The 22,986-nt window shown below is 42.2% G+C and carries 29 protein-coding genes; 19 read left to right on the plus strand and 10 right to left on the minus strand.

The window, feature by feature from the left end; genetic code table 11:
• The 4 genes from C7B70_RS21395 to C7B70_RS21410 form a co-directional block, all read left to right on the plus strand.
• The coding region (locus tag C7B70_RS21395; protein ID WP_146134125.1) for a TonB-dependent siderophore receptor at window positions 1-1,197 on the plus strand (1,197 nt) is incomplete at its 5' end.
• Window position 1,198: 1 nt separating this feature from the next.
• Complete coding sequence (locus C7B70_RS21400) at window positions 1,199-2,305, plus strand: PepSY domain-containing protein (RefSeq protein ID WP_106371008.1); 1,107 nt, start codon at window positions 1,199-1,201, stop codon at window positions 2,303-2,305.
• A gap of 54 nt (window positions 2,306-2,359) precedes the next feature.
• Window positions 2,360-2,578 carry an MbtH family NRPS accessory protein gene (locus C7B70_RS21405; protein ID WP_106370989.1) on the plus strand — a complete coding sequence of 73 codons (219 nt, stop codon included), beginning with the start codon at window positions 2,360-2,362 and terminating at the stop codon, window positions 2,576-2,578.
• A 179-nt stretch (window positions 2,579-2,757) separates the two neighbouring features.
• Complete coding sequence (locus C7B70_RS21410; protein WP_233221039.1) at window positions 2,758-3,390, plus strand: thioesterase II family protein; 633 nt, start codon at window positions 2,758-2,760, stop codon at window positions 3,388-3,390.
• A gap of 33 nt (window positions 3,391-3,423) precedes the next feature.
• On the opposite strand, the gene C7B70_RS21415 is transcribed toward C7B70_RS21410, so the two are convergent.
• The 6 genes from C7B70_RS21415 to C7B70_RS21435 all read right to left on the minus strand — a co-directional run bounded on the left by C7B70_RS21415 (window position 3,424) and on the right by C7B70_RS21435 (window position 7,236).
• A complete protein-coding gene (locus tag C7B70_RS21415; RefSeq protein ID WP_106370990.1) occupies window positions 3,424-3,615 on the minus strand; it encodes a hypothetical protein in 192 nt (63 codons plus the stop codon).
• Entirely contained in the window at window positions 3,612-3,956 is a 345-nt protein-coding gene (locus C7B70_RS21420) for a hypothetical protein (protein WP_106370991.1), read from the minus strand. Before C7B70_RS21420 ends, C7B70_RS21415 begins: the two co-directional genes overlap by 4 nt.
• 162 nt (window positions 3,957-4,118) lie before the next feature.
• Complete coding sequence (locus C7B70_RS21425; protein WP_106370992.1) at window positions 4,119-6,215, minus strand: acylase; 2,097 nt, start codon at window positions 6,213-6,215, stop codon at window positions 4,119-4,121.
• Between the two features lie 97 nt (window positions 6,216-6,312).
• Entirely contained in the window at window positions 6,313-6,651 is a 339-nt protein-coding gene (locus tag C7B70_RS21430; protein WP_233221041.1) for a biopolymer transporter ExbD, read from the minus strand.
• A gap of 31 nt (window positions 6,652-6,682) precedes the next feature.
• The gene (locus C7B70_RS28475) at window positions 6,683-6,763 is read right to left on the minus strand and encodes a hypothetical protein (RefSeq protein WP_255409364.1); all 81 of its coding nucleotides are present in this window, start codon (window positions 6,761-6,763) and stop codon (window positions 6,683-6,685) included.
• A complete protein-coding gene (locus C7B70_RS21435; protein ID WP_255409363.1) occupies window positions 6,736-7,236 on the minus strand; it encodes a MotA/TolQ/ExbB proton channel family protein in 501 nt (166 codons plus the stop codon). Before C7B70_RS21435 ends, C7B70_RS28475 begins: the two co-directional genes overlap by 28 nt.
• A 231-nt stretch (window positions 7,237-7,467) precedes the next feature.
• On the opposite strand from C7B70_RS21435, the gene C7B70_RS28480 reads away from it, so the two are divergent.
• Genes C7B70_RS28480 through C7B70_RS21465 form a run of 6 tightly spaced genes read left to right on the plus strand, consistent with a single transcriptional unit; the run spans window position 7,468 to window position 11,355 of the window.
• The gene (locus C7B70_RS28480) at window positions 7,468-7,893 is read left to right on the plus strand and encodes an ISAs1 family transposase (protein ID WP_106370993.1); all 426 of its coding nucleotides are present in this window, start codon (window positions 7,468-7,470) and stop codon (window positions 7,891-7,893) included.
• Window positions 7,890-8,135 (plus strand): ISAs1 family transposase, encoded by a 246-nt coding sequence (locus tag C7B70_RS28485; protein ID WP_106370994.1) that lies wholly within the window; start codon window positions 7,890-7,892, stop codon window positions 8,133-8,135. The genes C7B70_RS28480 and C7B70_RS28485 overlap by 4 nt, the downstream gene beginning before the upstream one ends.
• A 36-nt stretch (window positions 8,136-8,171) precedes the next feature.
• Complete coding sequence (locus C7B70_RS21450; protein WP_146134126.1) at window positions 8,172-8,825, plus strand: DUF928 domain-containing protein; 654 nt, start codon at window positions 8,172-8,174, stop codon at window positions 8,823-8,825.
• 31 nt (window positions 8,826-8,856) lie between these two features.
• Complete coding sequence (locus tag C7B70_RS21455; RefSeq protein WP_106370996.1) at window positions 8,857-10,503, plus strand: CHASE2 domain-containing protein; 1,647 nt, start codon at window positions 8,857-8,859, stop codon at window positions 10,501-10,503.
• A gap of 32 nt (window positions 10,504-10,535) precedes the next feature.
• Window positions 10,536-10,982, plus strand: coding sequence for a sensor histidine kinase (locus C7B70_RS21460; RefSeq protein WP_158260544.1), 447 nt, complete (start codon window positions 10,536-10,538; stop codon window positions 10,980-10,982).
• 25 nt (window positions 10,983-11,007) lie between these two features.
• Window positions 11,008-11,355 (plus strand): sensor histidine kinase, encoded by a 348-nt coding sequence (locus C7B70_RS21465; RefSeq protein ID WP_158260545.1) that lies wholly within the window; start codon window positions 11,008-11,010, stop codon window positions 11,353-11,355.
• Window positions 11,356-11,411: 56 nt separating this feature from the next.
• On the opposite strand, the gene C7B70_RS21470 is transcribed toward C7B70_RS21465, so the two are convergent.
• Window positions 11,412-12,071: a hypothetical protein gene (locus tag C7B70_RS21470; RefSeq protein ID WP_199192430.1), complete on the minus strand. Its 660-nt coding sequence runs from the start codon at window positions 12,069-12,071 to the stop codon at window positions 11,412-11,414.
• Window positions 12,072-12,210: 139 nt separating this feature from the next.
• Between C7B70_RS21470 and C7B70_RS21475 the strand changes: the two genes are divergently transcribed.
• From C7B70_RS21475 to C7B70_RS21500, 6 genes are all read left to right on the plus strand, one after another.
• Window positions 12,211-12,462 (plus strand): Uma2 family endonuclease, encoded by a 252-nt coding sequence (locus C7B70_RS21475; protein ID WP_233221043.1) that lies wholly within the window; start codon window positions 12,211-12,213, stop codon window positions 12,460-12,462.
• Between the two features lie 87 nt (window positions 12,463-12,549).
• Window positions 12,550-12,786: a transposase gene (locus C7B70_RS21480; protein ID WP_199192431.1), complete on the plus strand. Its 237-nt coding sequence runs from the start codon at window positions 12,550-12,552 to the stop codon at window positions 12,784-12,786.
• Window positions 12,787-13,104: 318 nt separating this feature from the next.
• Window positions 13,105-13,377, plus strand: a complete 273-nt coding sequence (locus C7B70_RS27205) for a transposase (RefSeq protein ID WP_199192432.1) — start codon at window positions 13,105-13,107, stop codon at window positions 13,375-13,377.
• A gap of 54 nt (window positions 13,378-13,431) precedes the next feature.
• Window positions 13,432-13,770: a Uma2 family endonuclease gene (locus C7B70_RS21490; protein ID WP_199192433.1), complete on the plus strand. Its 339-nt coding sequence runs from the start codon at window positions 13,432-13,434 to the stop codon at window positions 13,768-13,770.
• Window positions 13,767-14,258 carry a putative molybdenum carrier protein gene (locus tag C7B70_RS21495; RefSeq protein ID WP_106371000.1) on the plus strand — a complete coding sequence of 164 codons (492 nt, stop codon included), beginning with the start codon at window positions 13,767-13,769 and terminating at the stop codon, window positions 14,256-14,258. Before C7B70_RS21490 ends, C7B70_RS21495 begins: the two co-directional genes overlap by 4 nt.
• Before the next feature lie 130 nt (window positions 14,259-14,388).
• The gene (locus C7B70_RS21500; protein WP_106371001.1) at window positions 14,389-15,090 is read left to right on the plus strand and encodes a hypothetical protein; all 702 of its coding nucleotides are present in this window, start codon (window positions 14,389-14,391) and stop codon (window positions 15,088-15,090) included.
• A gap of 271 nt (window positions 15,091-15,361) precedes the next feature.
• Here the strand turns inward: C7B70_RS21500 and C7B70_RS21505 are convergent, their stop codons facing one another.
• The 3 genes from C7B70_RS21505 to C7B70_RS21515 all read right to left on the minus strand — a co-directional run bounded on the left by C7B70_RS21505 (window position 15,362) and on the right by C7B70_RS21515 (window position 19,817).
• Entirely contained in the window at window positions 15,362-17,044 is a 1,683-nt protein-coding gene (locus tag C7B70_RS21505) for a DNA repair helicase XPB (protein WP_106371002.1), read from the minus strand.
• An 11-nt stretch (window positions 17,045-17,055) separates the two neighbouring features.
• A complete protein-coding gene (locus tag C7B70_RS21510; RefSeq protein ID WP_106371003.1) occupies window positions 17,056-18,927 on the minus strand; it encodes a hypothetical protein in 1,872 nt (623 codons plus the stop codon).
• Window positions 18,928-19,187: 260 nt separating this feature from the next.
• Window positions 19,188-19,817, minus strand: coding sequence for an exopolysaccharide biosynthesis protein (locus C7B70_RS21515; protein WP_158260546.1), 630 nt, complete (start codon window positions 19,815-19,817; stop codon window positions 19,188-19,190).
• 346 nt (window positions 19,818-20,163) lie between these two features.
• Here C7B70_RS21515 and C7B70_RS21520 point away from each other — a divergent pair, with 346 nt between their 5' ends.
• From C7B70_RS21520 to C7B70_RS21530, 3 genes are all read left to right on the plus strand, one after another.
• Entirely contained in the window at window positions 20,164-20,643 is a 480-nt protein-coding gene (locus tag C7B70_RS21520) for an MgtC/SapB family protein (RefSeq protein WP_106371005.1), read from the plus strand.
• 59 nt (window positions 20,644-20,702) lie between these two features.
• Complete coding sequence (locus C7B70_RS21525; RefSeq protein ID WP_106371006.1) at window positions 20,703-21,182, plus strand: MgtC/SapB family protein; 480 nt, start codon at window positions 20,703-20,705, stop codon at window positions 21,180-21,182.
• Between the two features lie 306 nt (window positions 21,183-21,488).
• Window positions 21,489-22,862, plus strand: a complete 1,374-nt coding sequence (locus C7B70_RS21530; RefSeq protein ID WP_106371007.1) for an IS701 family transposase — start codon at window positions 21,489-21,491, stop codon at window positions 22,860-22,862.
• Window positions 22,863-22,986: the final 124 nt, after the last annotated feature.

Below are 22,986 nucleotides of genomic sequence, written 5' to 3' on the forward strand. Positions count from 1 at the left end.
CAAAACAACGAAACAGTTAAAAATACTAACGCCCTAGAATTAAACGAAGAAACTGGAGAGCTATCACGTGATTACTTCGATAATGCTAATGCCTTTAAAATCTATGCAATGCAGACCGAGCTAACTAGCAAATTTAATACAGGCTCCGTCGCGCATCAGCTATTACTTGGGTTTGATTTGCAAAGAAGTACCCTAGAAGGTTTTTTTAAAACACCCTCCGATGCTTTCGATACTTCTGTAGAAGATCGTTTTACACCAAGTATCAACATCTACGATCCTATCTATAACCAGCGTCCGCGACCAGATCGTTCCGAACTAATCTTTTTGCGCGATGACAAAACCACAGTCAATTTATTAGGTATTTTCCTTCAAGATCAAATTGCCATAACTGACAATCTTAAATTTTTAATTAGCGGTCGATTCGATAGCGTCACTCAAGAAGTAGACGACAAATTAAACGATAGCGAAATTAGCCAATCAAATGATGCTTTTAGTCCGCGTATCGGTATTGTCTATCAACCCATTAAACCAGTTTCAGTTTATGCCAGCTATAGCCGTTCTTTTGCGCCCAATAGCGGTATTCTTGCCGATGGCTCGTTGTTAGAACCGACGCGCGGAACGCAATACGAAGTAGGAGTTAGAACGCAGTTAAATGAAAGATTCACCGCTACACTAGCAGCTTATCAAATTACTAAAACTAATATTGCGACTACCGATCCCGTTGAAGAAGCCTTTAGTATTGCAATCGGCGAACAGCGCAGCCGGGGAATTGAATTAGATGTTTCTGGAGAGATTTTATCAGGATTAAATATTATCGCAGCTTACAGCAATACTAATGCTGAAATTACGGAAAGTAATGATTTTCCAGTGGGCAATAAAATTCCCAATGTACCGCAAAATCAAGCTAGTTTGTGGACAACCTACGAACTGCAAAGTGGCGATTTACAAGGATTGGGGTTTGGTTTGGGTTTTTATTATGTAGCTAATAGACAAGGAGATTTAGAAAATAGTTTTCAGCTACCAAGTTATGTGCGTACCGATGCCGCAATTTTTTATCGTCGAGATAATTGGCGCACCGGAATCAACGTGCAAAACTTATTTGATGTTGGCTATTTTGCTACTAGCGAAATTGGCAGAAACACTGTTGTACCTGGTGAGCCTTTAACCGTTGTTGGTTCATTTTCTATTGAGTTTTAATATGATTCGCCGCACTGCTTTTAAATTACACCGCTATTTGGGATTAGTTGCCGGACTAATTATATTAATTGTAGGCTTGACGGGTAGCTTGCTAGTATTTAGACATGAAATTAATCATTTTCTGTTGCAATCTCAGTTTGGGCAAATAGTTCCTCAACGGCAACAAGTATCGATTTTATCGGTTATTGATACAGTCAAAGCGGCTTATCGAGAACCTAAGTTTACGCTGAGTTTTTTTGAGTTACCAACTCAAGCAAATGCGCCAATTAGAGTGGAATTAGGAGGAGATAATCAACCAACAACGGAAGTAATTGTTAATCCTTATACAGGTAAGATATTAGGCGATCGCATTCCCCAATATACGATTATGGATATTGCTTACAACTTGCACAATACTTTGTTGGCGGGGGAACTTGGCACTGTGGTAGTAGGAATTGCAGCTTTTTTCTTATTTGTACTGAGTATTACGGGTATTATCCTTTGGCCTGGTTGGCGCAAGTTGATTGCTGGGTTCAAAATTAAAACTAATGCTTCGATCAAAAGACTCAATTTTGATATTCATAAAGTAGTAGGAATTATTGCGGCTATTTTTCTAGCAATCAATGGTTTTACTGGCTTTTGCTGGAACTTTTACGCCTATACTCAACCAATAATTTATGCAGCTACCTTTACCCCTACTCCTACTGAACCAGCCTCTAAACCAGTGCAAGGCAAATCAACTATAGCACTTGCCAAAATGTTAAAAAGTGCAGATGAGGCTTTACCCGGCGCTAAAACAACTTATATCAGTTTTCCTAGTAGTCCTGAATCAGTATTTATGGTCGGTAAACAATTTCCTGAAGAAAAAGAAGTATGGCGCAGTCGAGTTTATTTAGATAGATATACCGGGGAGGTATTGCAGGTAAGAAATTCGCGATCGCTTTCTTTAGGCGATGAGGTGGTAGATAGTTTTAACTCTTGGCATTTTGGTACGTTTGGGGGCTTACCAACCCGCATTCTTTACTTTCTTGTGGGACTTACACCATTGATGTTATTTATTACAGGTTTAGTGATGTGGTGGTATCAACCTAAAAATAACCTATCTCAAAAATGGCGAAAGTTAAAATAGTTGCATTACAAATGAGATTCTTTGATGAACTGTGTTAGAAAATAGGAGAAAAATATGTATCAAGATGAACAAGAAGACAACACAATTTATAAAGTTGTAGTTAATCATGAAGAACAATATTCAATTTGGTTGGCGGATAAAAAAAATCCCCTTGGCTGGAAAGATGTGGGTAAAAGCGGTTTAAAACATGAATGCTTGGAATATGTGAGAGAAGTTTGGACAGATATGCGACCTTTAAGTTTAAGGAAAAAAATGGAAGATTCTACTCGTTAAAGTTTTAAAAATCGTGGTTAGACATATCTAACCACGACCAAAAACGAAACTATGACTCCCGTGACCATCAATTCATTTGTTACCTGCAATCCCAATTCCCAAGCTGCGATGAAATTATTTTGTTTTCCTTATGCAGGCGGTAATTCTTTGCTGTTTCGCAAGAAGTTTGCCTGGTAGAATTGCCCGGACGCTTAAGCCAGAGACACATACCACCGTTTAGTCGTATGGAATCATTGGTAAATGCGATCGCCTTTTCTTTATTACCCAACCTTGAAAAGCCCTTTGCCTTTTTTGGTCATAGCATGGGAGGATTGGTCAGTTTTGAAGTAGCGCGTTTTTTACGAGCAAATTACAACCTGCACCCAACTCACTTATTTATATCTGGTCGTCGCCCTCCGCAAATTGCTGGGACTATTGCACCCATCCACGCTTTACCTCTACCAGAATTTATAGCCCAACTGCGCCGCCTCAACGGTACTCCTACCGCCGTGCTAGAGAATGCCGAATTAATGCAAATACTTGTACCCATTTTGCGGGCGGATTTTGCAGTTTTGGAAAATTATACATATATTGACGAGCCGCCGTTAGATTGTGCGATAGCGCAAGCGCGCCCGGTTACGGGCTTCGCAATTTTTGGTGGCTTAGAAGATAAAGAAGTAAGCTACGAGCAATTAGCCGCCTGGCGCGTACAGACAATAAACTCTTTTCAATTACAAATGTTTAGAGGCGATCATTTCTTTTTGCACTCTGCCCAGGATGTATTATTGCAAAGCCTAAGTGAACAGCTCTTAATAGAGAAAACTGAAGTGTGATTTACAAGCAACAACATTACAAACTAGAAGCCTTCAAGCGTTTGTGTGGAGTCCATCGCCCTTAAAATACATCTGCCGTCTTTGTTGGCACAAATCCATTGCTAAACGAGCATTTAATTCGTCTAAATCCAAAATGTGTCTATCCATACGCTTGTTAAGTTCGCTCAATCTAGCAATGTGACGCACTCTTGTTTCTGGATCGGGAATTCTTGGTTGATTGCTCATGACAAGTTAAAGTCTCTCCTAATTTCAGAAATTGTAGCTCCTACAGCATCTATAGTAGCCTCAGCTTCACCAATAAATTGGTCAAGTAGCTCTAGCCTATCATGAGCAGCAATAGGTTGAGAGGGATATATTTGGCGCAAAGTGGTAAACAAACGTTGATAGTACGAATCTGCCCGTTCTTGTGCATTTTGCAGTTGTCTAAAGTAGTCAATTGTTCCCTCCACCTCACCAAATTGCTCAAAAATTACAAATTCTGTTGCTGTTACTTCATCAATAAGTTTTAACAGTTGTCGCTGCAAATTCAGAACAATGGTTAAAACTTCTTCTGATAGCTTTGCCATAGTTTTGTTACTCAAGATAGCGCCCTAAATTGCGCTTTCAGCAGAATATCATGGGTAATAGGCTGCTCTAGATTTTCCCAAATTTAACGTGACAACTACACCCCTTGCTTTGGTGCAACGATTCCTATTATAAGAAGTCCCATGACTGTGGCAAGAAGTCTATTAAAACACCTCTTTTTTTACTAAATGCGCTTTGATATTTTTGGAGTCCCGCCATACTGGACGTAACTTTTTTTGAGCAAATAACGGCAATTGGTCGCCAATATGAGTAGATCCTGGTTGACTTGCATTGCCATAGCTAGTTAGCGCCATTGCTTTTACAGGCTGGGAAAACTCAATAGCTGCAACAAAAGAATCTCCTGCTACAGGTTGAAATCGATTGTCTTTTGCCGCAATAAAGTCTAGTACGCGAAAAATCCCTAAGTCTCCAAAACCACCATTAGCAGGCAAATCTACATTGCCATACTTGAGACGAAAAACCTCTCCCCAAGGCACATTCAACGCGCCATAAGTCTTTTCAACCTCCGCCGCTACAGCTTCTAAAGTGGCAACAGCAGCTTGAGGATTGGCTAACCCATCTGGTGTTGTACGCGGCGATTTTTCACTCCAAGTTTGACTAAATGCTGTATCTAAATCCATTGCTTGCACCCACAAGGCAAACAATACTGCACCGCGACTATCGGCGTTAGCTTGTCTATCCCAAGTTTGCAATACTTTAGCTGCGCGTTGGGCGATGTTATTCCCGTACTTATTAGCCGCAGGAATGAGATCGTCTAGTAAGCGATCGCCTAATTCCATGCGTGTAGAATGCTTGTAAGCAACCATCTCATCAAAGGAAATTTTATCGTCCTCAAATAGCATCTTGGCTGAACGTTGCGCCCGAAAAGACATAGAACGCGGTGCTATATAAGCCGGATAGTTATTAGCATCAATAGCTGGTGGGAATGTAGTAGTCCAAGGTGGATCGTTGGCATTTTGCAACCAGCCGCTATCGGGGTCAACAATGCGCGGTAAGTCACGGTAGGGATGAATTTTAGTCCACAAAGTTTTGGAAGTGTCCCCAGGAATTATCTTTTCCCAATCAGCAAAGTTTCCTTGCTGGCGTACTGGCACTTGAGCATTAAATAGGTGCATAATATGCCCGGCGCGATCGGCATACATAACTGTAAACATTGGTAGTTGCAAGCGTTGCAGTACGGCTTGAAACTGCTGGAAATTTTGCGATCGCGCCATATCCCACCACTGTTCTAACGTACCTGGTCGATCTAAACCGACAACGCGCAAGGCTACAGTTTTATCGGCAGCAAATACAGCACCGTGAACCGAACGCCTAACTACAAGCTCTTTGTTACTAAGCGATCCATCTTTTTGCTTTACTTTCAAAGAAAAAGTTTCGCTCTCAAAAGGGCGAACTTTCCCGTCAAAAATATAGCCACCATTAGCAAGCTTGAGTTCGTAGGCATCCCAGCCATCAAAAGTATTAACGGTATGCGTCCAGCCCAAATTATCATTAAAAGCGATCGCTAAAACTGGAATCCCAACCAGTGTTGCCCCATAAGCATCAATTCCAGGGGCGGTTATTTGCGCTTCGTACCACAAAAATAAATCTGACCAAGGTAGATGAGGATTTGCAAGTAACATAGCATTGCCACTTGCCGAACGTTGGGGAGAAATTGCCCAACCATTAGAGCCAGCTTTAGGCTGTTGGTGACTCAAATTTGCAACTTGAGTAGGATCGACAATAAAAGTAAAGTTGAGGACTCGTTGCAAGTGAGCGAGTATATCTTCTCCCTTGACTGGTAGTACCACTTCTACCGAGTCATCAATTAAATCGGCGTGTGCTTGGGCATAAGTATTGATACCAGAAGCGAAGGCATCTAAATAGCTGCGAAAAGCTGGACTTTGGGCAGCATACCAAGCACGGGCGCGATCGGGTACACCCATAGTTAAGATCCATTGATCTGATTCTACATACTCCTCTCCCCAATACTGGGCCGCCCTTCCCCTAGCTTGACCGTAAAGACTCAAAAGTAAGTTCCCATGACTTTGCATTTGCGCCCAACCAAATTCTTTGAATGCACTAGGGATAGTTTGACCGTAGATATGCGGTACGCCATAGGTATCCCAAAGTATCTGATTAGATAAAGAAGTAGAGCTAAAACTTTGGCTGCCGACAATTAAGACAAAAATAAGACTGAATGTAAACGCTAAAGCTTTAAATAAGTAGCGCTTGTACCAAGCAAGTAAAAAAGACGGCATTCTATTTAGTTTTTTGACATATCGATTACTTCGGCTGTGTAGCAATGCCTAACTTCACTCCTGGTACTGTGCGTAATTCATCCATTACTGTAATTACCTAACCATGTACCACCGCTCGCTCGGCATTGACGATCGCTAGTAATTCTGGTTTATTTCCTTTCAATGCTTTAACTCGCGTTGCTAATTCGCTGACTTCAACTCTTTGGCGATCGAGGGACACTTTGCCTTGCTCGTCAATGGTTACTGTTAATTTAGTTGGGGTCTGATTTTGCTGTGTTGCTGTCTTTGCACTTGGGAGATTTACAGGTAGACCCTCCGAACGAGTTAAAAGCAGGCTGGCTAAAATAAAAAATGTCAAAATCGCAAAAACAACATCAATCATTGGAGTAAGGTTAATCTCTGGCAGAGAATCATTATCGTCATTAGGCACATTCATTACTTTCTCCCCTGTCCCAAACTTTTTATTCCTACATTTGTTTGTCGCTCTTCGTACCGTAAAAAAGGAGGGTTATAAAAGCAACTACCATGCCAGAAGCTGTAGAAACCAAGGCTTCGGAGATCCCGCCGTTACTTGTCCAACTCCTCCACCACCTGTATTACCAATATTGAGATTAGAAAAGGTGCGAATTAAACCCAAAACCGTACCTAATAAGCCAAGGAGGGGAGAGCCAGTAATAATTGTGGAAAAAACCGGATTAAATCGCTGTAGTATTGGCAATTCTGCCCCAGTTGCACCTTCTAGAGCAAGGCGAAAAGCTTGGGGTGGGGCATAATCTAGTTCTAGGGCTTCTAGAAAAATGCGGACAATGGGCAAATCGCCATTCTGTCGCAACTTGGATAAAACAATCTCTAAACCATCGCGGTAGGCAGCTAATGCATCGCGCACTACACGGCGTTGCTTCTGGTTGATCTTATACCAAAACAAACAGCGTTCAATAATTAGCGCGATCGCTGTCAACGAAAATGCCAACAAGGGATACATGACAATCCCTCCGGCAACAAATACTTCATTTATGCCCATAACATATCTCTAGCCCTATTCTTAACCAACCGTCAGCCTGTTGGATGACTCTACAAGCTGATAACCCTTCTCAAGTGAGATTAAGTTAAATGAGAATTAATGTCAAGCAAAATTGCTTGTTTGCAATTTTTAGCTACAAATATAGCATTGTCTTTCATCAATTGTGAACAGGGCAACCGCCTAAAAAATATAGCGTAGGCTAGGGTAAAGTAAAGCAAGTAGAAACAGTTAATGAGTCAGACAATTGATGCCATGGGCTGCCAGAAAGAAATTGCCAATACCATCATTGAAGGCGGTGGTGATTATGTCTTGGCGCTTAAAGGAAACCAAGGTGGATTGTTTGACGATGTGCAGTGGTTGTTTCAGCAGGCTCAAGAGTCTAAATTTAAGGACGTTACTCACAGCTTTGCCCAGACGATAGATAAGGGTCATGGACGCATCGAAGTCCGCCGATGTTGGACATCAGACCTAGACTATCTAATCCAAAAACCCCTATGGCAAGGGCTACAAACCGTCGTTTTGGTGCGCGAGCTTTGCGAGAGGAAGCTTCCTTCCGCAAACGTCGCTTGCAAAGTGAGCGGCGCTGTAACGGTCAAAGTACAACGTAAAATCGATTTTTTATTAGTAGTCTACCCAGTCAGGCATCTTTGCTCATGAATGCCGTGCGAACACACTGGTCAATTGAAAATTCTTTGCACTGGGTACTGGATGTCTCCTTTCATGAGGATGCCTACCGCATTCGCCGTGATTCTGCTCCTCAAAACATGGCTTTGCTTAGGCATCTGGCTCTCAATCTTCTCACCAAAGACTCCTCATCCCAGCGTGGCATTGCCGCCAGACGCAAAAAGGCAGCTTGGGATCATACCTATCTCTATCTCATCAAACTTTTAACTCAATGATTTTTATGCGGTTACCCTGATGCTCAAACTGCCCAAGTGTACATTCCGCCAGCAGTACCAAGTAGGACATCTCGGACTAATAGGAGTTCGAGAGGATGCGATGCCATCGGCGGTATGCGTAGCGACCATCACGCAAGCGATACGAACTTACAACTGTTAGTCCCCGACAACCACCTCCCTTTGACTGTATCGGCTCGTCCAACGTTCTTTTGGTACGTCTCAAACACAACGTTACCAGTACGTTTTACTTTGGTAGAACCAGGAGTAGCCGAGCCGCTTTTAGACCGCTCTTTCATAGTAAAGCGTCCAGGTATTGTGCAACTTACACTACCATCAGATATTCCTGGGTTAGCGTTAGGCAAAGAGTATCGTTGGACGGTATCTTTAGTTTGTAATAAAGAGCGTCCCTCTGAAAACATCTATGCTTATAGCTCCATTAAGCGCGTAGCTATTACTCCTAAACTTGCCCAAACGCTTGCAGGGGTCGGTACTGAGCAACAAAAACGTAGTTTGGTTTATGCACGCTCTGGGATCTGGTATGATGCGCTTAACCGTAGCTACATCGGTTATAAGGCAAATCCGCAAGGCAAAGTACCTCGCTGGTATTTTTCTAAGTTGTTAAATCAAGTGGGAATGCCCACAGTAAGCGATCAGCAGTTGCAGCAGCCTAACACTATTAGCAATCAGTAGAAGTATTCACGGGCAACTGCCCAACTCGATTATGCGTAAGTTAAAATCAGCTTTGCTTTGGTATCTTGTGGCTGCATTTCCAACAATAGCAATACTTGCAGTACGCACTCTAGGTTGGTTGCAGCCTTTAGAGTGGACGGCATTAGATATTTATTTCCAACTGCGCCCTACTGAAACGGTAGATAATAGAATTATAATTGTCGGATTTGAAGAAAAAGACATTGCGATCCTAAAAACAGCAGATCCGCTATCAGACGAATTATTAGCTCAGTTGTTAACAAAAATTAAGCAGCAAAAACCACGAGCGATTGGACTAGACTTTTTCCGAGATGTGCCAGTGGGAAAAGGATATGCACAATTAGCTCAAGTATTTAAAGCTATACCTAACCTCATTGGTATAGAAAAAGTAGTCGGCGACAAGTATGATTCAGCGATCGCCCCACCACCTATCCTCAAACAGCTAAACCAAGTAGCTGTGGTTGATACGGTAGAAGATGGAGATGGTGTAGTCCGTCGCGCTCTATTATTTCCTAATCAAAGACAAACTTTAGGAGTAGCTCTTGCCCTCAGTTATCTAGCAAAGGAAAAGATTACTCCTGAAACTGTCGATCAATGTTGCATGAAAGTAAAAAACACAATATATAGACTGTTACAGAAAAACGCTGGTAGCTACGTCCGCACGGATTCAGACGGCTACCAAATCTTGCTTAACTACCGCAACCCCAATCAAAGTTTTACTAGACTATCAATTACCGATGTTTTAGCAGGGAAAAAATCTAACGATTTGATGCGCGATCGCATTGTTTTAATTGGTAGGACTGCCCCAAGCTTCAATGATAAGTTTTCTACTCCTTATAGCTGGAATCTAAACACAACACCAATTGAAATCCCTGGGGTAGAAGTTCAAGCTCAAATAGCTAGTCAAATTGTTAGTTCGGCTTTGGACAATCGACCATTAATTAAAACTTTAAACGAGCAACAAGAACTATTATGGATTGTAAGTTGGAGCGTACTAATTACTATTTTAGCTAGTAGATGGCGGCGTACTAGCGATCCAAAAAACTTTGCTACCAAGTTTTTTCTAAGTTTGATATCTAGCAGTTTAGCAGTAGCAGTTGCAGTAATAACTATTAGCTACTTAGCTTTTTTATGGGGTTGGTGGATTCCGGTTGCCCCCTCTTTTTTAGCTTTAATCATATCTCCCTTATTAATTGCTAACTATATCTACATCACTAAGTTGAACGAACGTCAACGGACTTTAGAGATAAAGGTAGCCGACCGCACTCAAGAGTTAAAACTGAATAACCAGCAACTAGAGCAATCTATGACTCAACTGAAGAACGTTCAACAGCAGCTTATCACTCAATCTAAGCTTGCTTCTTTAGGTACTTTGATGGCAGGAATAGCTCATGAAATTAATAATCCTCTTAATTGTGTAATTAGTCTTGCAGATATCGTTATTAAAATGACTCAGGATCTTCAGCTAGAAATTGAGCGAGAATATGAATATTTACCCCCAGATATTATTGAGAACCTTAAAGAAATTATTACTGGGCTTACTCCAAGTATTACAGATATTAGAAGCCAAGGTAAAAGAATAGAATTAACTATTCAAAGCATGACTTTTCAACAGATCGTCCAGCTTTCCCTCCCCAGTTTATCAACATTAATGAACTGATTGAGTCAACAATTAAAATAGTTTCTTATAGTTTGCAATACAAATATAACGATTTTGATGTTAGGTTAGTAACTGAATATGACAACTCAATTGGTCAAGTTAATCTTATTGCCCAGTATGTTAGCAGAGCTTTAATAAATATCATCGATAATGCTTGCCAAGCAGCTTACGAAAAATCTTTAACTGAACAAGTCCTAAAGCCAGAAGTCATGATTAAAACAAAGAATTTGGTTGCAAATGGTTCTGTAGAGATAACTGTCCAAGACAATGGGGTAGGGATACCTGAAAATATCCTAGATAGAATCTTTGATCCTTTCTTTACTACGAAACCTCCCGATAAAGGCACTGGAGTCGGTTTGTATTTCGCTCATGACCTCATTGTTAATAGGCATGGCGGTCAGATCGAAGTAAAGTCTCAACCAGATATCGGCACTATATTTACTATAGTTTTGCCCAAAAATGATGAGATTGGTGGTTAAAATTTAATAAACACAATTAATAAAATTGTGTTTATTTATAAATATTATTAACAAAGCCTGTCAATTTGCTTACGAAAGGAGTTTAGCTGAACCGAATTTAAAACCGGAAGTCTTAATAAAAACAAAGAACTTAGTGGAGAGTAATTCTATAGAGATCGCCATTCAAGACAATGGTACAGGAATACCACAAAATATGTTAGATAAAATCTTCGCTCCTTTCTTTACGACTAAACCTAAAGGCAAAGGTACTGGAGTAGGTTTATATTTTGCTCATGACCTTATTGTTACAAGAAATGAAGGTCAAATTAGTGTAGATTCCAAGCTCGGAGTTTGTACTACATTCACAATCATTTTGCCTAAACATATTGCTTAAAAATAATGGAACATAACGTAGTTGTATTATGATCCATTATTTTATACCCCACCCTTTTATCTGGTTGCGCTATCCTCAACGGCTGCTTTCGACATACTATACTTACCCAGTTTTCCCCGATACCATTTTCCTTTCTTCGCACCAACCGAAAGGACATTTGAGACACGCTCCCGCGCCGTACTTCTGACATCTTTTGGAGTTTCCACTACAAAGATGGCATCTAGTATTGCCGTAATCTCTAATACTCGCTCTGGCTGTTGCTGCATAACTTCAAAAACAGCAACGGCTAAACTATCAGTTACAAATTCGTCTTGCAAATACTGTTGCCAAATAGCGGCTTCTTTGACTGTTTCCTGGGCAGGTACAACAGCTTTCTTGCTTGGCTTACTATTGCTAGGTGATAAGTTTTTCTTACCTTGTCGCTTTGAAGGTTGTGGTGCAGCTTCGATAGTGTCTGTCGTCACCTTGTCTAATTTTGGATTTGCCGCTTCTTCAGTAATGTCTGCCACATCTTCCACCACTGGTGTCGGTGTTGTTACAGGTGTACGAGTAGCAGTGTCTACCGGAGGAAATAGGCTAATAACGTTTTTGAGACTGTGGCGTTTTTCTTGAATTGATTGGAGTTGAAGTGTTAATTCAACTTCTTGTACTGCTAGATCAGCATCAACTTCCAGTAGTTTGGCAATGGTAGGGTCGGAGGCTTGAGAGTTTTGCACCAGAAAAATAAATTGAAGTAAACAATACATTCTTTATAACTTATGTTGAGCAGTTATTTTGCTCTTGAGTAGAAAGACACGCGATCACATAATTAGGCAGTATCCTGGAAAATAACTATCATGTTTGGGTTTATCCTCTATGATTGCTTCTCCTAGGCAGCCTTATCTCACCTCCGCGCAGTACCTCCAGATGGAGGAGCAAAGCATTGTCAAGCATGAGTATGTTGATGGACAAATCTTGGCTATGGTAGGCGAGTGCGATGCTCATGTCACTATTGCTCTAAACCTCGCGTCTAGTTTACGCAGCCATGTACGAGGCTTTGGTTGTCGCGTTTACATCTCTGATATGAAAGCTCGAATCGAATCACGTATAGCGGTTTTACTACCCTGATATCATGGTTACTTGCGATCCCAACGACCAGGCAACCTCTACTTATAGAACCCATTTGACATTTTTTAGTAGGATGAAGTAAGGTCAATGATGATCTCTAGTGCAGTGACGATGCCATACTCTAGCAGCTTAACCGACTCAGAATGGGAAATTCTGGAACCGTTACTGGTTGAAATATTACCACCCAAGAAGCGGACGAGACCCTCGAACTGGACAAAACGAGACATCATTAATGGCATTTTTTATCAACTGAAAAATGGCGCTCATCTGGGAAGACTTACCGAAAGACCTGCCGCCCTACTCAACTGTTTACTGGCACTATAAACAGTGGCGAGAAGCAGGAGCAATTGTTCAATTGATGAGAGTCTTGCATGAACAAGTGCGAGAACAAGTGAAAAAAAAGCCAAGTGGACAACGCTAATCATTATTGACTTCTCTTGCGGTGCAAAACACCTGTAATGCCAGTGTGGAGCCCTTAAGGGTTTTGCTTTTACAAAGCAACCAATGGCATCAAACGGCATTTAGCGGTTGATACATTAGGGTTTCCCTTCTTTACGCACTGTACGAGCGCAAATCTCTCCGACGATGCGGGACTGCTTGAGATGTTGACGCACAAAGTGCGCCTACTTCCGGTCGAAGCCTATGAACATTCCCAAGATCACGCTCCTATTAGATCACGGCTATCATCCAGACCATTTAACACAGCAGTTAGAGCAGGTGTATCCGCAGATTATGAAAAAGATCAAGTTTGAATTGTCTACCAAGCCATCCAAACAAGAGAAGGCAGCGGCAGGGAAGTCTGGATTTGTTCCAGCCATTGCTCGGTGGGTGATTGAGCGTTCTAATGCTTGGATGGAGCGTTGTAAGATTCTGGTTAAGAACCACGAGAGTACCAAGCGCAAATGCAACCACTAAGCTCAATCTTTGTTTCGTCAGGTTAATGATCAAGAGGCTTGCAGCTTCTTAGAGATGTCAAATGGGTTCTATAAACGTTTCCCTACTTTAATCATTGAAGTCTTGTCTGAATCTACCGAAGCTTTTGACCGGGGCGATAAATTTGCGGAAAGTTTTGGGTGTGGCTTTGCCTCACCAAAACCTTTTCAAGAAGCTGATTACCAAGAAGTAGCCAGCTTGCGCGAGTACGTTTTAATCAGCACTAAGCGCCAAAGGGTTGATTGCTTTCGGCGTGGCGGGCAAGGGTTATGGGTATTACAGTCTTATCGACCGGATAGGACATCATTTCGGTTCGATAGTATTGATTTTGAGGGGGAAATAGCAGGACTCTACGAAGATGTAACGTTAGGATGAACACAAAAATATTACCAGAGAGCGGATTAAGAATAGTCTCTGGTGGTCAGACGGGAGCAGACCGAGCAGCGCTCGATTGGGCTATAGCTCATCAAATTCCTCATGGGGGTTGGTGTCCTAAAGGACGAAAGGCCGAAGATGGTATTATCCCTTTACGTTACAACTTAACTGAAACGCCATCATTTGAGTATTCTGAGCGGACTCAATGGAATGTCCGTGACTCTGATGGAACGGCTGTATTCTCAATTTCTGAAGAATTTTTTGCAGGAACTTTGTTGACTGTTGAATTAGCTAAAAAATACGAAAAGCCGTGTCTACACATATGTAAAAAGTTAGTTGATATTAATACTATTAATCGATTTCAATTATTTCTTTTAGAGTTCGCAATAGTCAATCTTAATGTTGCGGGACCCAGAGCATCAGACGAACCAGAGGTTTACCAGTTCGTTATGGAAATTCTTGACCGTGCCTTTCTTCATTTGAAGTGACTACCAGTTTCAAAATAAATTGTTAATAAAGCAGTTAAAGTGGCAAGAGTTATTTCCAATAATTATGAATTAATGATCCCCTTTTTGAGAGAATATATACTCTTAACTGCTGTAACAAAAGAAATATTTTATGTCATTTTGTAAGAATTTATCTCTACTTAAGATTCTATTGACTTGTTTAGTCTTAGGGGCTTACTCTGGTGGCTCTGCCGTCCAGACATTGGCATTGGAAAATGCAAAGTCCGTCAAGAAGTTAAGAATCACGCCTGACGAAAATAGAGAAAAGCTAAGTAAAATAGGGGAATTCTCCAATCTAGAAGAGCTTGAAATACATTGCCTTGAAAAACTTGACCGTATTCCAGATGGAATTGGGAAATTAAAGAGACTCAAAATTTTGAATATGGATGAGGGGAACGGCTGCGTGATGAATCCTCAATTGCCAGAAAGCATTGGAAACTTGACCCAGTTAAAGGAACTGAATCTTTATGGCGCTCAAGATATTTCTGGAGAATTTGAGCAACCAAGAGGAAGAAAACTACTGCCCCAAAGTTTGAGCAAGTTGAAGAAACTTGAAAAGTTAAATCTCGGTAGGAATGGGTACAGAACCATTCCTCAAGTGGTATTTTCAATCCCAAGTATTAAAGAGCTTAATTTAGCGTTTAACGATCTTGCTGATTTACCGAAAGACCTGTTGAAACTCCCTCATCTTTCTAAAATTATTCTTGGCAATAACTATAAAATCACCTGCTCTGCTTTAAAACAGGCAGAACTTACTAAAAGATTTAAGAACATTCACTTAGACTTTGAGAATGAATATCCTTGTCCAGAATAAGGAAAACTCTCAGTGCAGCGACTTAAACCTAACCTCAATAATCTTGCCTACCAAAGAACTATCGGTTTAGAAAATAACATTGCCCTTCTCATCCTGGAAAACAAGCTTCTGCATTATATCGGCAAAAAGTAGCCAGAAATGATTAAACTTAAAACTTCAACAGGGTAGTTTCCTCGTTGTCCTCTGGCTTCAATTGCTGATATCAAAGCTAAGGCTAATCCCTCATCTATTACTGTGGGCAAGTTAAAAACAAACTACGATTTGAAAAAGCTTATGATACAGCATCATTGATAATTTCAATCTGGTAGCTGTAGCCTTGCTCTGCCAGAAAGACTTGGCGATGGCGGGCAAACTCTTCCTCACAGGTGCGAAGCGACACTAAGGTGTAAAAATGGGCGCTGTGACCATCGATTTTGGGACGGAGAACTCGCCCTAACCGTTGTGCCTCTTCCTGACGAGAGCCGTATTTACCCGACACTTGAATTAGGACATCTGCATCGGGCAGATCCAAGGCAAAATTACCGACTCGTGACAAGATTAATCCAGTGATGGCTCCAAAACGGAATTGTTCATACAGACGATCACGCTCTGGCTGTGGCGTTTTTCCGGTCACAACAGGTAATCCTGTCCTTTGGGCAATCTGCTTGAGTTGATCTAGATATTCGCCAATGATCAGGATGCGATGTCCCGCTTCTTTTTGTAGCAGCGATTGTACGACCTCATACTTGCGCGGATTTTCAGCAGCAATACGAAACTGACGACGTTTGTCTGCTAGAGCATATTCCATCTGGCGCTCGGGAGCTTGCGGCACGCGAATTTCTCTACATTCGGCGGCGGCAATAAAGCCCTGTACTTCTAGTTCGCGCCAGGGGACATCGTAGCGTTTGGGACCAATCAGTGCGAAGACATCGCCTTCCTTGCCATCTTCTCGAATCAGCGTGGCGGTTAAGCCCAAGCGACGACGGGCTTGCAGTTCGGCAGTAATCCGAAAAATTGGTGCGGGCAACAGGTGAACTTCGTCGTAGATAATCAAGCCCCATGAGCGAGCGCTAAACAGTTTGAAATGGGGAAACTCACCGTCTCTACTAGAACGGTAGCTGAGAATTTGGTAAGTTGCTAGTGTCACGGGTGCCGTTTGTTTCGATTCTCCACTGTATTCGGAGATCGCGTCCTCCGGTAAAGTGGTTTTATCGAGTAACTCCCGTCGCCATTGCCGCACCGAAGTTAAACTACTGGTGAGAACAAGGGTATTTGACTGCACAGCAGTCATGGCTGCCAAGCCCACCATCGTTTTTCCGGCTCCACAGGGCAGCACAATTACACCGCTACCGCCTTGAGCGCGTCCTGCCTGATAGAATGCTGCGACGGCTTCTGTTTGATAGTGACGGAGGTTAAAAGAAGAGCCAGCTTGGCTGATTGCTCGTAACTCAATAGCTAGCGCATCACCTTCCACATATCCTGCTAAATCTTCCGCAGGATAGCCTGCTGCCAGCAACGCCTGTTTCAGCACCCCACGATTGGCAGCATTGACTTGAAAGACTAAATCTGAGGAGCGATCACCTAGCAACTTTGCGACTGCTTGATTGCGACTGAGCAACTCTGCTAAAGGTAAATCAGCCATCTTTAGCAGCAAATGCCCATCACCTCGCTCAATCACGGTCAGCCCATAGCGGCTACCCAATGATTCAATTTCTTGCGCTACTGCCTCCGGCATCGGATACTTGGCGTGTGATCGCAGGGCTGCAATCATCTCAGAAACGGGCATTCCTGCCGCTCGTGCGTTCCAGACGCTTAACGGTGAAATCTGGTAGGTGTGAATGTGTTCTGGGCTTTTAATTAGTTCGGCAAAAGGAGCAACCGCATTACGGGCAGCATCCGCACGCGGCGAATGGACTTCCAGAAGAACCGAGCGATCGCTTTGGATAATCAGAGCATTTTCAAAAACGTAGGACATGATGGCTTAACTCAAACAGGAAGGCTGTAACCCAATTTCTTCAAAGCATTATAAAATTTGGCTTCCGTTGCCCCTGGTACGACCAGGTAGCAGGCTTGTCCGACAGCAATCGCTTTTGGCACGTCAGCTAGGAAGCAATAGGCTTTGGTGCGAGAATCATTTGCAATCAAGGTGGCAAGTGCAGTGTCTGTACAGCGAATTAATCGGGCTGAACCCAAGTTTTGCAAACTGGTGGTGCGTGTTTTTATGTCGGCAAGAAATTGTGCTACAGGTTGTGGTAGGACTTCGCTGCTATTGACACTCAGGAATTTTTGCAGTTCGTCTACACTTCGTCCCTGAGAAGTCGCATCTAGTAATTTTCCTTGGTCGAGCCGCCACACCGCATCAGAAATGGGTTGCAGAAAATTATTAAGCAGGAGGCGATCGGCGCGACTGGGTTGTTGCACTGCAACCACTTCCAGGTTAGGCAAAATTCGTAGAACTTGCTTTGGCGGTAAGGTTGCAGGGGTATAACGATCGCTCAAGCCCAATAAGTACGCGCCCAACGGAGTCAACCGAAAATACGTTAAACCATCATAGCGACTCAAACACCCACCGTAGTAGTAATTCATATTTACATCTTTGTGGAAGTTGAATACGCCATCATCAGGATGAATGTATGCCACATCTACTAATCCTAGAGTGGAAACATATTCAAATAGAAAACAGAGGATATATCGTGCTTCTAAAATTAAGAAACTGGAATCATCATATAGGGACCCGTACCCCGCCAGCGTCAGGCTCTCAGGATTACGGCTGACCTCAAACTCATAGCCCGCAGCAATTATGTAGCGAAACAAATCAGTCAACTCAATCCAGTGATCAACCGGACAATCTTTGAGAGCTTCGACAATTTTACTGCGTCGTCCGGCAACCGCCGTCAAACTCCGTTTACCTTTGCCTGTTTGTCCTTTGATACTGTCAACTCGTCGTAGTTCGTCGAGTAAAGTATTTTTTAACCAGCTTTTCCAGAGCGTTTGTAGCGTCTTTTCTGCTGGCTCATTCAACGCTTTTTGTCCTGCTTTGGTCAAGTTCAGACGTTTGGCACTAGGTTCCACCAATTTGCCTGCCTGTAACAGCATCACCCAGGCAAAGGGTTTGATAAATCCGATCTCGTAATTATACTGCCAGCCTCCCGGTGATTGGGTTGCCGTCCAGTCGCTGTAATAATCTCCTGACTCTAACACTTGGGCGATCTCGCTCAGGGTGGCTCCAGTGGGATGAAACGTCTTGTCACTAATGGTAACTTTACCTAAATCTACTAGGCGCAGGATAGTTTGTAGATCCCGCCGTGCTAATGACTCTGTTTCACGTATATGTAGCGGCAGTTCAACGGGGCGGGATTCGCGTTTGCGGTTGCTGTAGCCGTACTCTTTCTCAGTGCGGGAGAGGGTGTCTGGCAGACTTTCGACACTCGCAATGCGTGTTGGCTCCGGGGGTGGCACAAACGCCTTCAGTTGTGCCTTCAAATCTTGAGGCATTGTGAAACTGTAAAAAAATAAGCCCAAAATGGAAGGCTTATAGTTGTAAGAATAGGATTCACCCGTACTCCAAAGGGGTTCTTTACCGTACTTGCTAACAAATCGTGCTTGCTGATACCGATCGTCTGCTGAATGCACCACTTCTGAAATTACTGCTTGCTGGGTATGATCGCACTGTTCCCAAAGGCGTTGCAGCGATTCACCTTGCATTCGTTGCAGAACATAATTTACCAGTTCGGCTTTGCGCGAAGGAATACTGCCCGCAGCCAGCAAACTTCCCAGCGCCTTCAACTGCTCAACCGTTTGCTGGTTAAGTGCATCTAATACAGTGGAAATACGATCTCTTTGAAAGTTGTACGGCATGAATCGCTGGTTTCAATTGACTTCTTATTCTTACTAGAATACTGGTTGTGTGGCGAAAACTTGGTGAGGACAGAAAACTCCTGATCGGTCACAAACACTTTGCAGTTGTAATTGGTAAGCTCAACCTTACTTACAATTACGTCCACCAATTCACCTTTATTCATGAAGTTAATTTAACTTTCTTAAATAGCTTGTAGCTACTTTCGTTTAGAATGCTTTGTTTTCTAAATTTTTCCTTTAACTGATGCTACTAGAGAAAATTAACAGAGAAAATTAACGTAGTCAGTTAAAAGTTTAGTCCAGCTTCCCAGCATTCCCCAAATTATACTGCTAAGTGCAGCAAACAACACTGTCGTTAAGACAACTGTTGCATAGCCGAAACAAATAAGCATTCCATCCAACTCAACCATTCCTATAGCTAGAAAAAGCGTCGCCAAGGCTGGAATTTTATTTGTAAAAGGAATCGGTAAAGGTAAAGCGCTCAAAGCAGCACACCAGGCAACACAGAACCCAATTAACCGCCACGAAAGACTATTGCGGACAAAAACCTCTAACCGTGGTCGAACCAGTCTCTCCAAAGGATGCAGCAAACAATCAAGATTTTTGAGCAGCCCTGCGGATACTGCTGATGAGAGATGCAAACGGGTGAGCCACCTGGGAAGCCAGGGTCGGTGAAAACCTAACCCTAGCTGCATTCCTAGGAGAAAAGATGCCAAATTCAGGAGAGTAGAGATTCCAACTAACGGAACTGGCAACAAGAAGGGCAAGGTTAAAAGCGTTATCATCACCCCAAAGCTATACTCTCCTGAATGCTTCAGAAGTGTACTTAAGTAGAGTGGTTGCCCACTATACTCCGTTAAAAGAGTCCTGATTTCTCTTGAGAATTTCACTTGGATACTTTAATTGAACTTCTTTAGAGTAGTTAATTGCGTTATGTTAACCCGGCAATAATAGATAATGCAAATTGAAGGGTATTTGTGAGATTGTTGAGGCGTTGAATACTGTTAACTGTAATGTCGTTGAATGCGACAGTAACTGAACTTTAGATGCCGTGGGACGTTGAATACATTGTAGATTCTGGATATTTAAGCTCAAAGTGGCTCATGAGAGTGATTAAAGAGCGTTATTCACTCTTGTTCTCTACTTGCTTGAGAAGGGATGTAAAACAATCTAATGGTTTCAACTCATCTAATCGCTTATGGTAGTCTAGCGTAATGCTATGGTTTGATTAAAGTAATGGCAACTCCTATTCTTCTTCACCCCAATGATTGGTCAGGCGTAACACTCAGGCTTAGTGAGGCGTTACTAATCGGTGGCTTGATTGGCTGGACACGTCAGGTGGCAGGAAAAGCGGCAGGGCTACGAACCCATATGTTAGTTACAGTGACTACCGCGTTACTGGTACTCATTCCGGTTCAATTGAACGTGAGTCAACCTGAAGGCTCGATTAGCTATGTGATCCAAGGAATTTCTACAGGGGTCGGTTTTTTGGGTGCAGGAATGATTTTGCGTCAGTCTGATCAGGAGGCTCAACGATCCAGTGTCAAAGGACTCACATCTGCATCAGAGATTTGGGTTTCGGCGGCGTTAGGAGCTTGTGCAGGTTGTGGTTTATGGATTCTAAGCTTAGTAGGCGCAGTTTTGGTGCTGATGATTTTGACGATCATAAAGCATCTAGAACGCCTCATCCCGGTTCGCCTTAAGGAGGAAATTTAATCAAAATGTTCTATCGTTGTTAACGTTTTAGAGCTTACTAAAGCAGTTTTAATTCTTGGATGAGTAGTGTTGTGTATCGCTTGATTGACCCAGATAGCCCAATATTTAGACTTGTTTTAGCAGTATTCATCGGTGGAGTCATCGGGTGGGATCGCCAATCGCGTGGCAAACCTGCGGGACTACGAACCCATATGCTCGTTGGTCTAGGAGCCGCACTAATGGCGCTGATTCCGATGCAGATTAGTCCTTCGCCATCACCGGATGCGATCAGTCGAGTTGTTCAAGGTGTAGCGACAGGAATCGGGTTTTTAGGGGCAGGCGAAATCTTCCACCAATCTGTTCAGGGAACGGCTCAACCCAAAATTCAAGGATTGACCTCTGCTGCCGCTATTTGGACGACTGCTGCTTTAGGATTGGTGACGGGTTGTGGGTTATGGGTAACAAGCCTGATTGGGCTTCTACTGGTGTGGCTTATCCTATCACTCGCACCGCGCCTAGAACAGACTGCTTCGCGCCACAAGCATCGAGAGGACGAGTAGAGTGTAGCATTCACTTAATCTCACGTTGCGCTGTAAAGATTACGGTTGTGTTGCAAAAACTTTATAAGGAAAGAGAGTCCCAGCGATGGGAGGTTTTCTATGCAACTAATCCAAAGATTTAGTGAATGAAGACAAGTCGCTTTTTGACGGCTTTTTTGGGAACTTCCAAAACTTGTTCTTTTCTCATCAAATTCATGACTGCATACCCCGATTACGCGCTCTTGCGTATTACCCCTCTTTTGTCAGTTTCCTAAATATAATAGATAAAATAAGTGAAGGATAAATCTCTATAAGGTAGGTAGAGCAATGGATGTAGAATTACAAATCTTGAAGCATTTGCCTAGAGATGCTCAACCAACAGTAACGGTTATAGACGAGTATTGTGCAGAGTATAGAGACTTATTCAAAGAAGTAAGAAATTATGAGTGCTTCAAATATTTACACTTAGGGATAATATCACCAATAAAAAGAAAATCCTTGCCGGAGATAGCTAAGGTAGTAAGTATAAACTCAGCGCAGTCACTACATCACTTTATAGCAAACTCAGACTGGTCAACGGAGCAATTAAGAAGCAGAAGATTAACAAAGATAAAAAAAGCATTACATGGAAATGCCATAACTGTAGTGATTGATGAGACAGGAGATCGAAAAAAAGGCAAAAAAACAGATTATGTGGCTAGGCAATATTTAGGAAGCATCGGGAAAATAGATAACGGCATAGTTTCGGTTAACGCGTATGGAGTTTACTGTAATATAATTTTTCCCTTAATTGTCAAAGTATTTAAGCCTAAAGGAACGCTAAAAGCAGAAGATAAATATCAAACTAAAATTGAGCTAGCAGCAGAAATTATTACAGAGTTAATTAACGAAGGCTTTAATATCAAATTAGTTTTAGCAGATAGTTTATATGGTGAGCAAGTTTGCCGGACGGAAGCTTCCGTCCCGGCAACTTTGCGTGAAAGTAGCCAATTTCTGAGTAAGTTAGCTGAACACAATTTAGACTATGTAGTAGCAATAAGAAGTAATCACGGAGTCTGGCTGCCACCGAACCAAAGCGTTAGAGCGAATAAATGGAGTTCTTTTGAGCGAACCTTTAGCAACCAAAAGTCAGAGACTAGATATATTAGGGAAATAATTTACGGTAAAAAAAGAGCGAGAACTTACTGGGAAATAACTACCGACCCAGAAACGATGCCAGAGAATTCTACTTCGTTTATCATGACCAATCTCCAAGGAAACTTGAAGAAGACTTTAGGTGACTTATACGGAATGAGAACATGGGTAGAATATGGCTTCCGGCAGTGTAAACAGGAATTGGGTTGGACAGATTATCGCTTTACTAATTTTAAGGATATTGAAAGGTGGTGGGAGATCATTTTTTGTGTTTATACAATGATTAGTTTAAGTTCTCCAGCTTTTTTAGCTATACATCAATCTCATCAAATTCAAACTGAGAATCAAAAAAGTAATTCTGCAGATTTTTCTAACCATCAACAATGGAATCATGCAAGCGGATGGAAAAATGTTCTAAATAATCTGCGATTAGTTGTCCAACCACTCTTATTGTTCTGGTCGGTTTATCCTTGGTTAGATATTTTCCCCAATTCAAACTTATTGCTTGGATTTAATCATCTAATCAGTGCAATGAATCAATTCATTCCCTTTTATTCTTCTGGATGAAAGGCTTTATTTACTACTTTTTAATTTCGGAAAGCTGCAACATCAATTACAGCAGTTCTCAATTGGGTGAAACATAGCAACAGCAGTGGGTAAACCAGCCAATAATGTCTTGGAGTGTCACCGC

The organism is Chlorogloea sp. CCALA 695 (assembly GCF_003003885.1).
Classification (GTDB): domain Bacteria; phylum Cyanobacteriota; class Cyanobacteriia; order Cyanobacteriales; family Chroococcidiopsidaceae; genus Aliterella.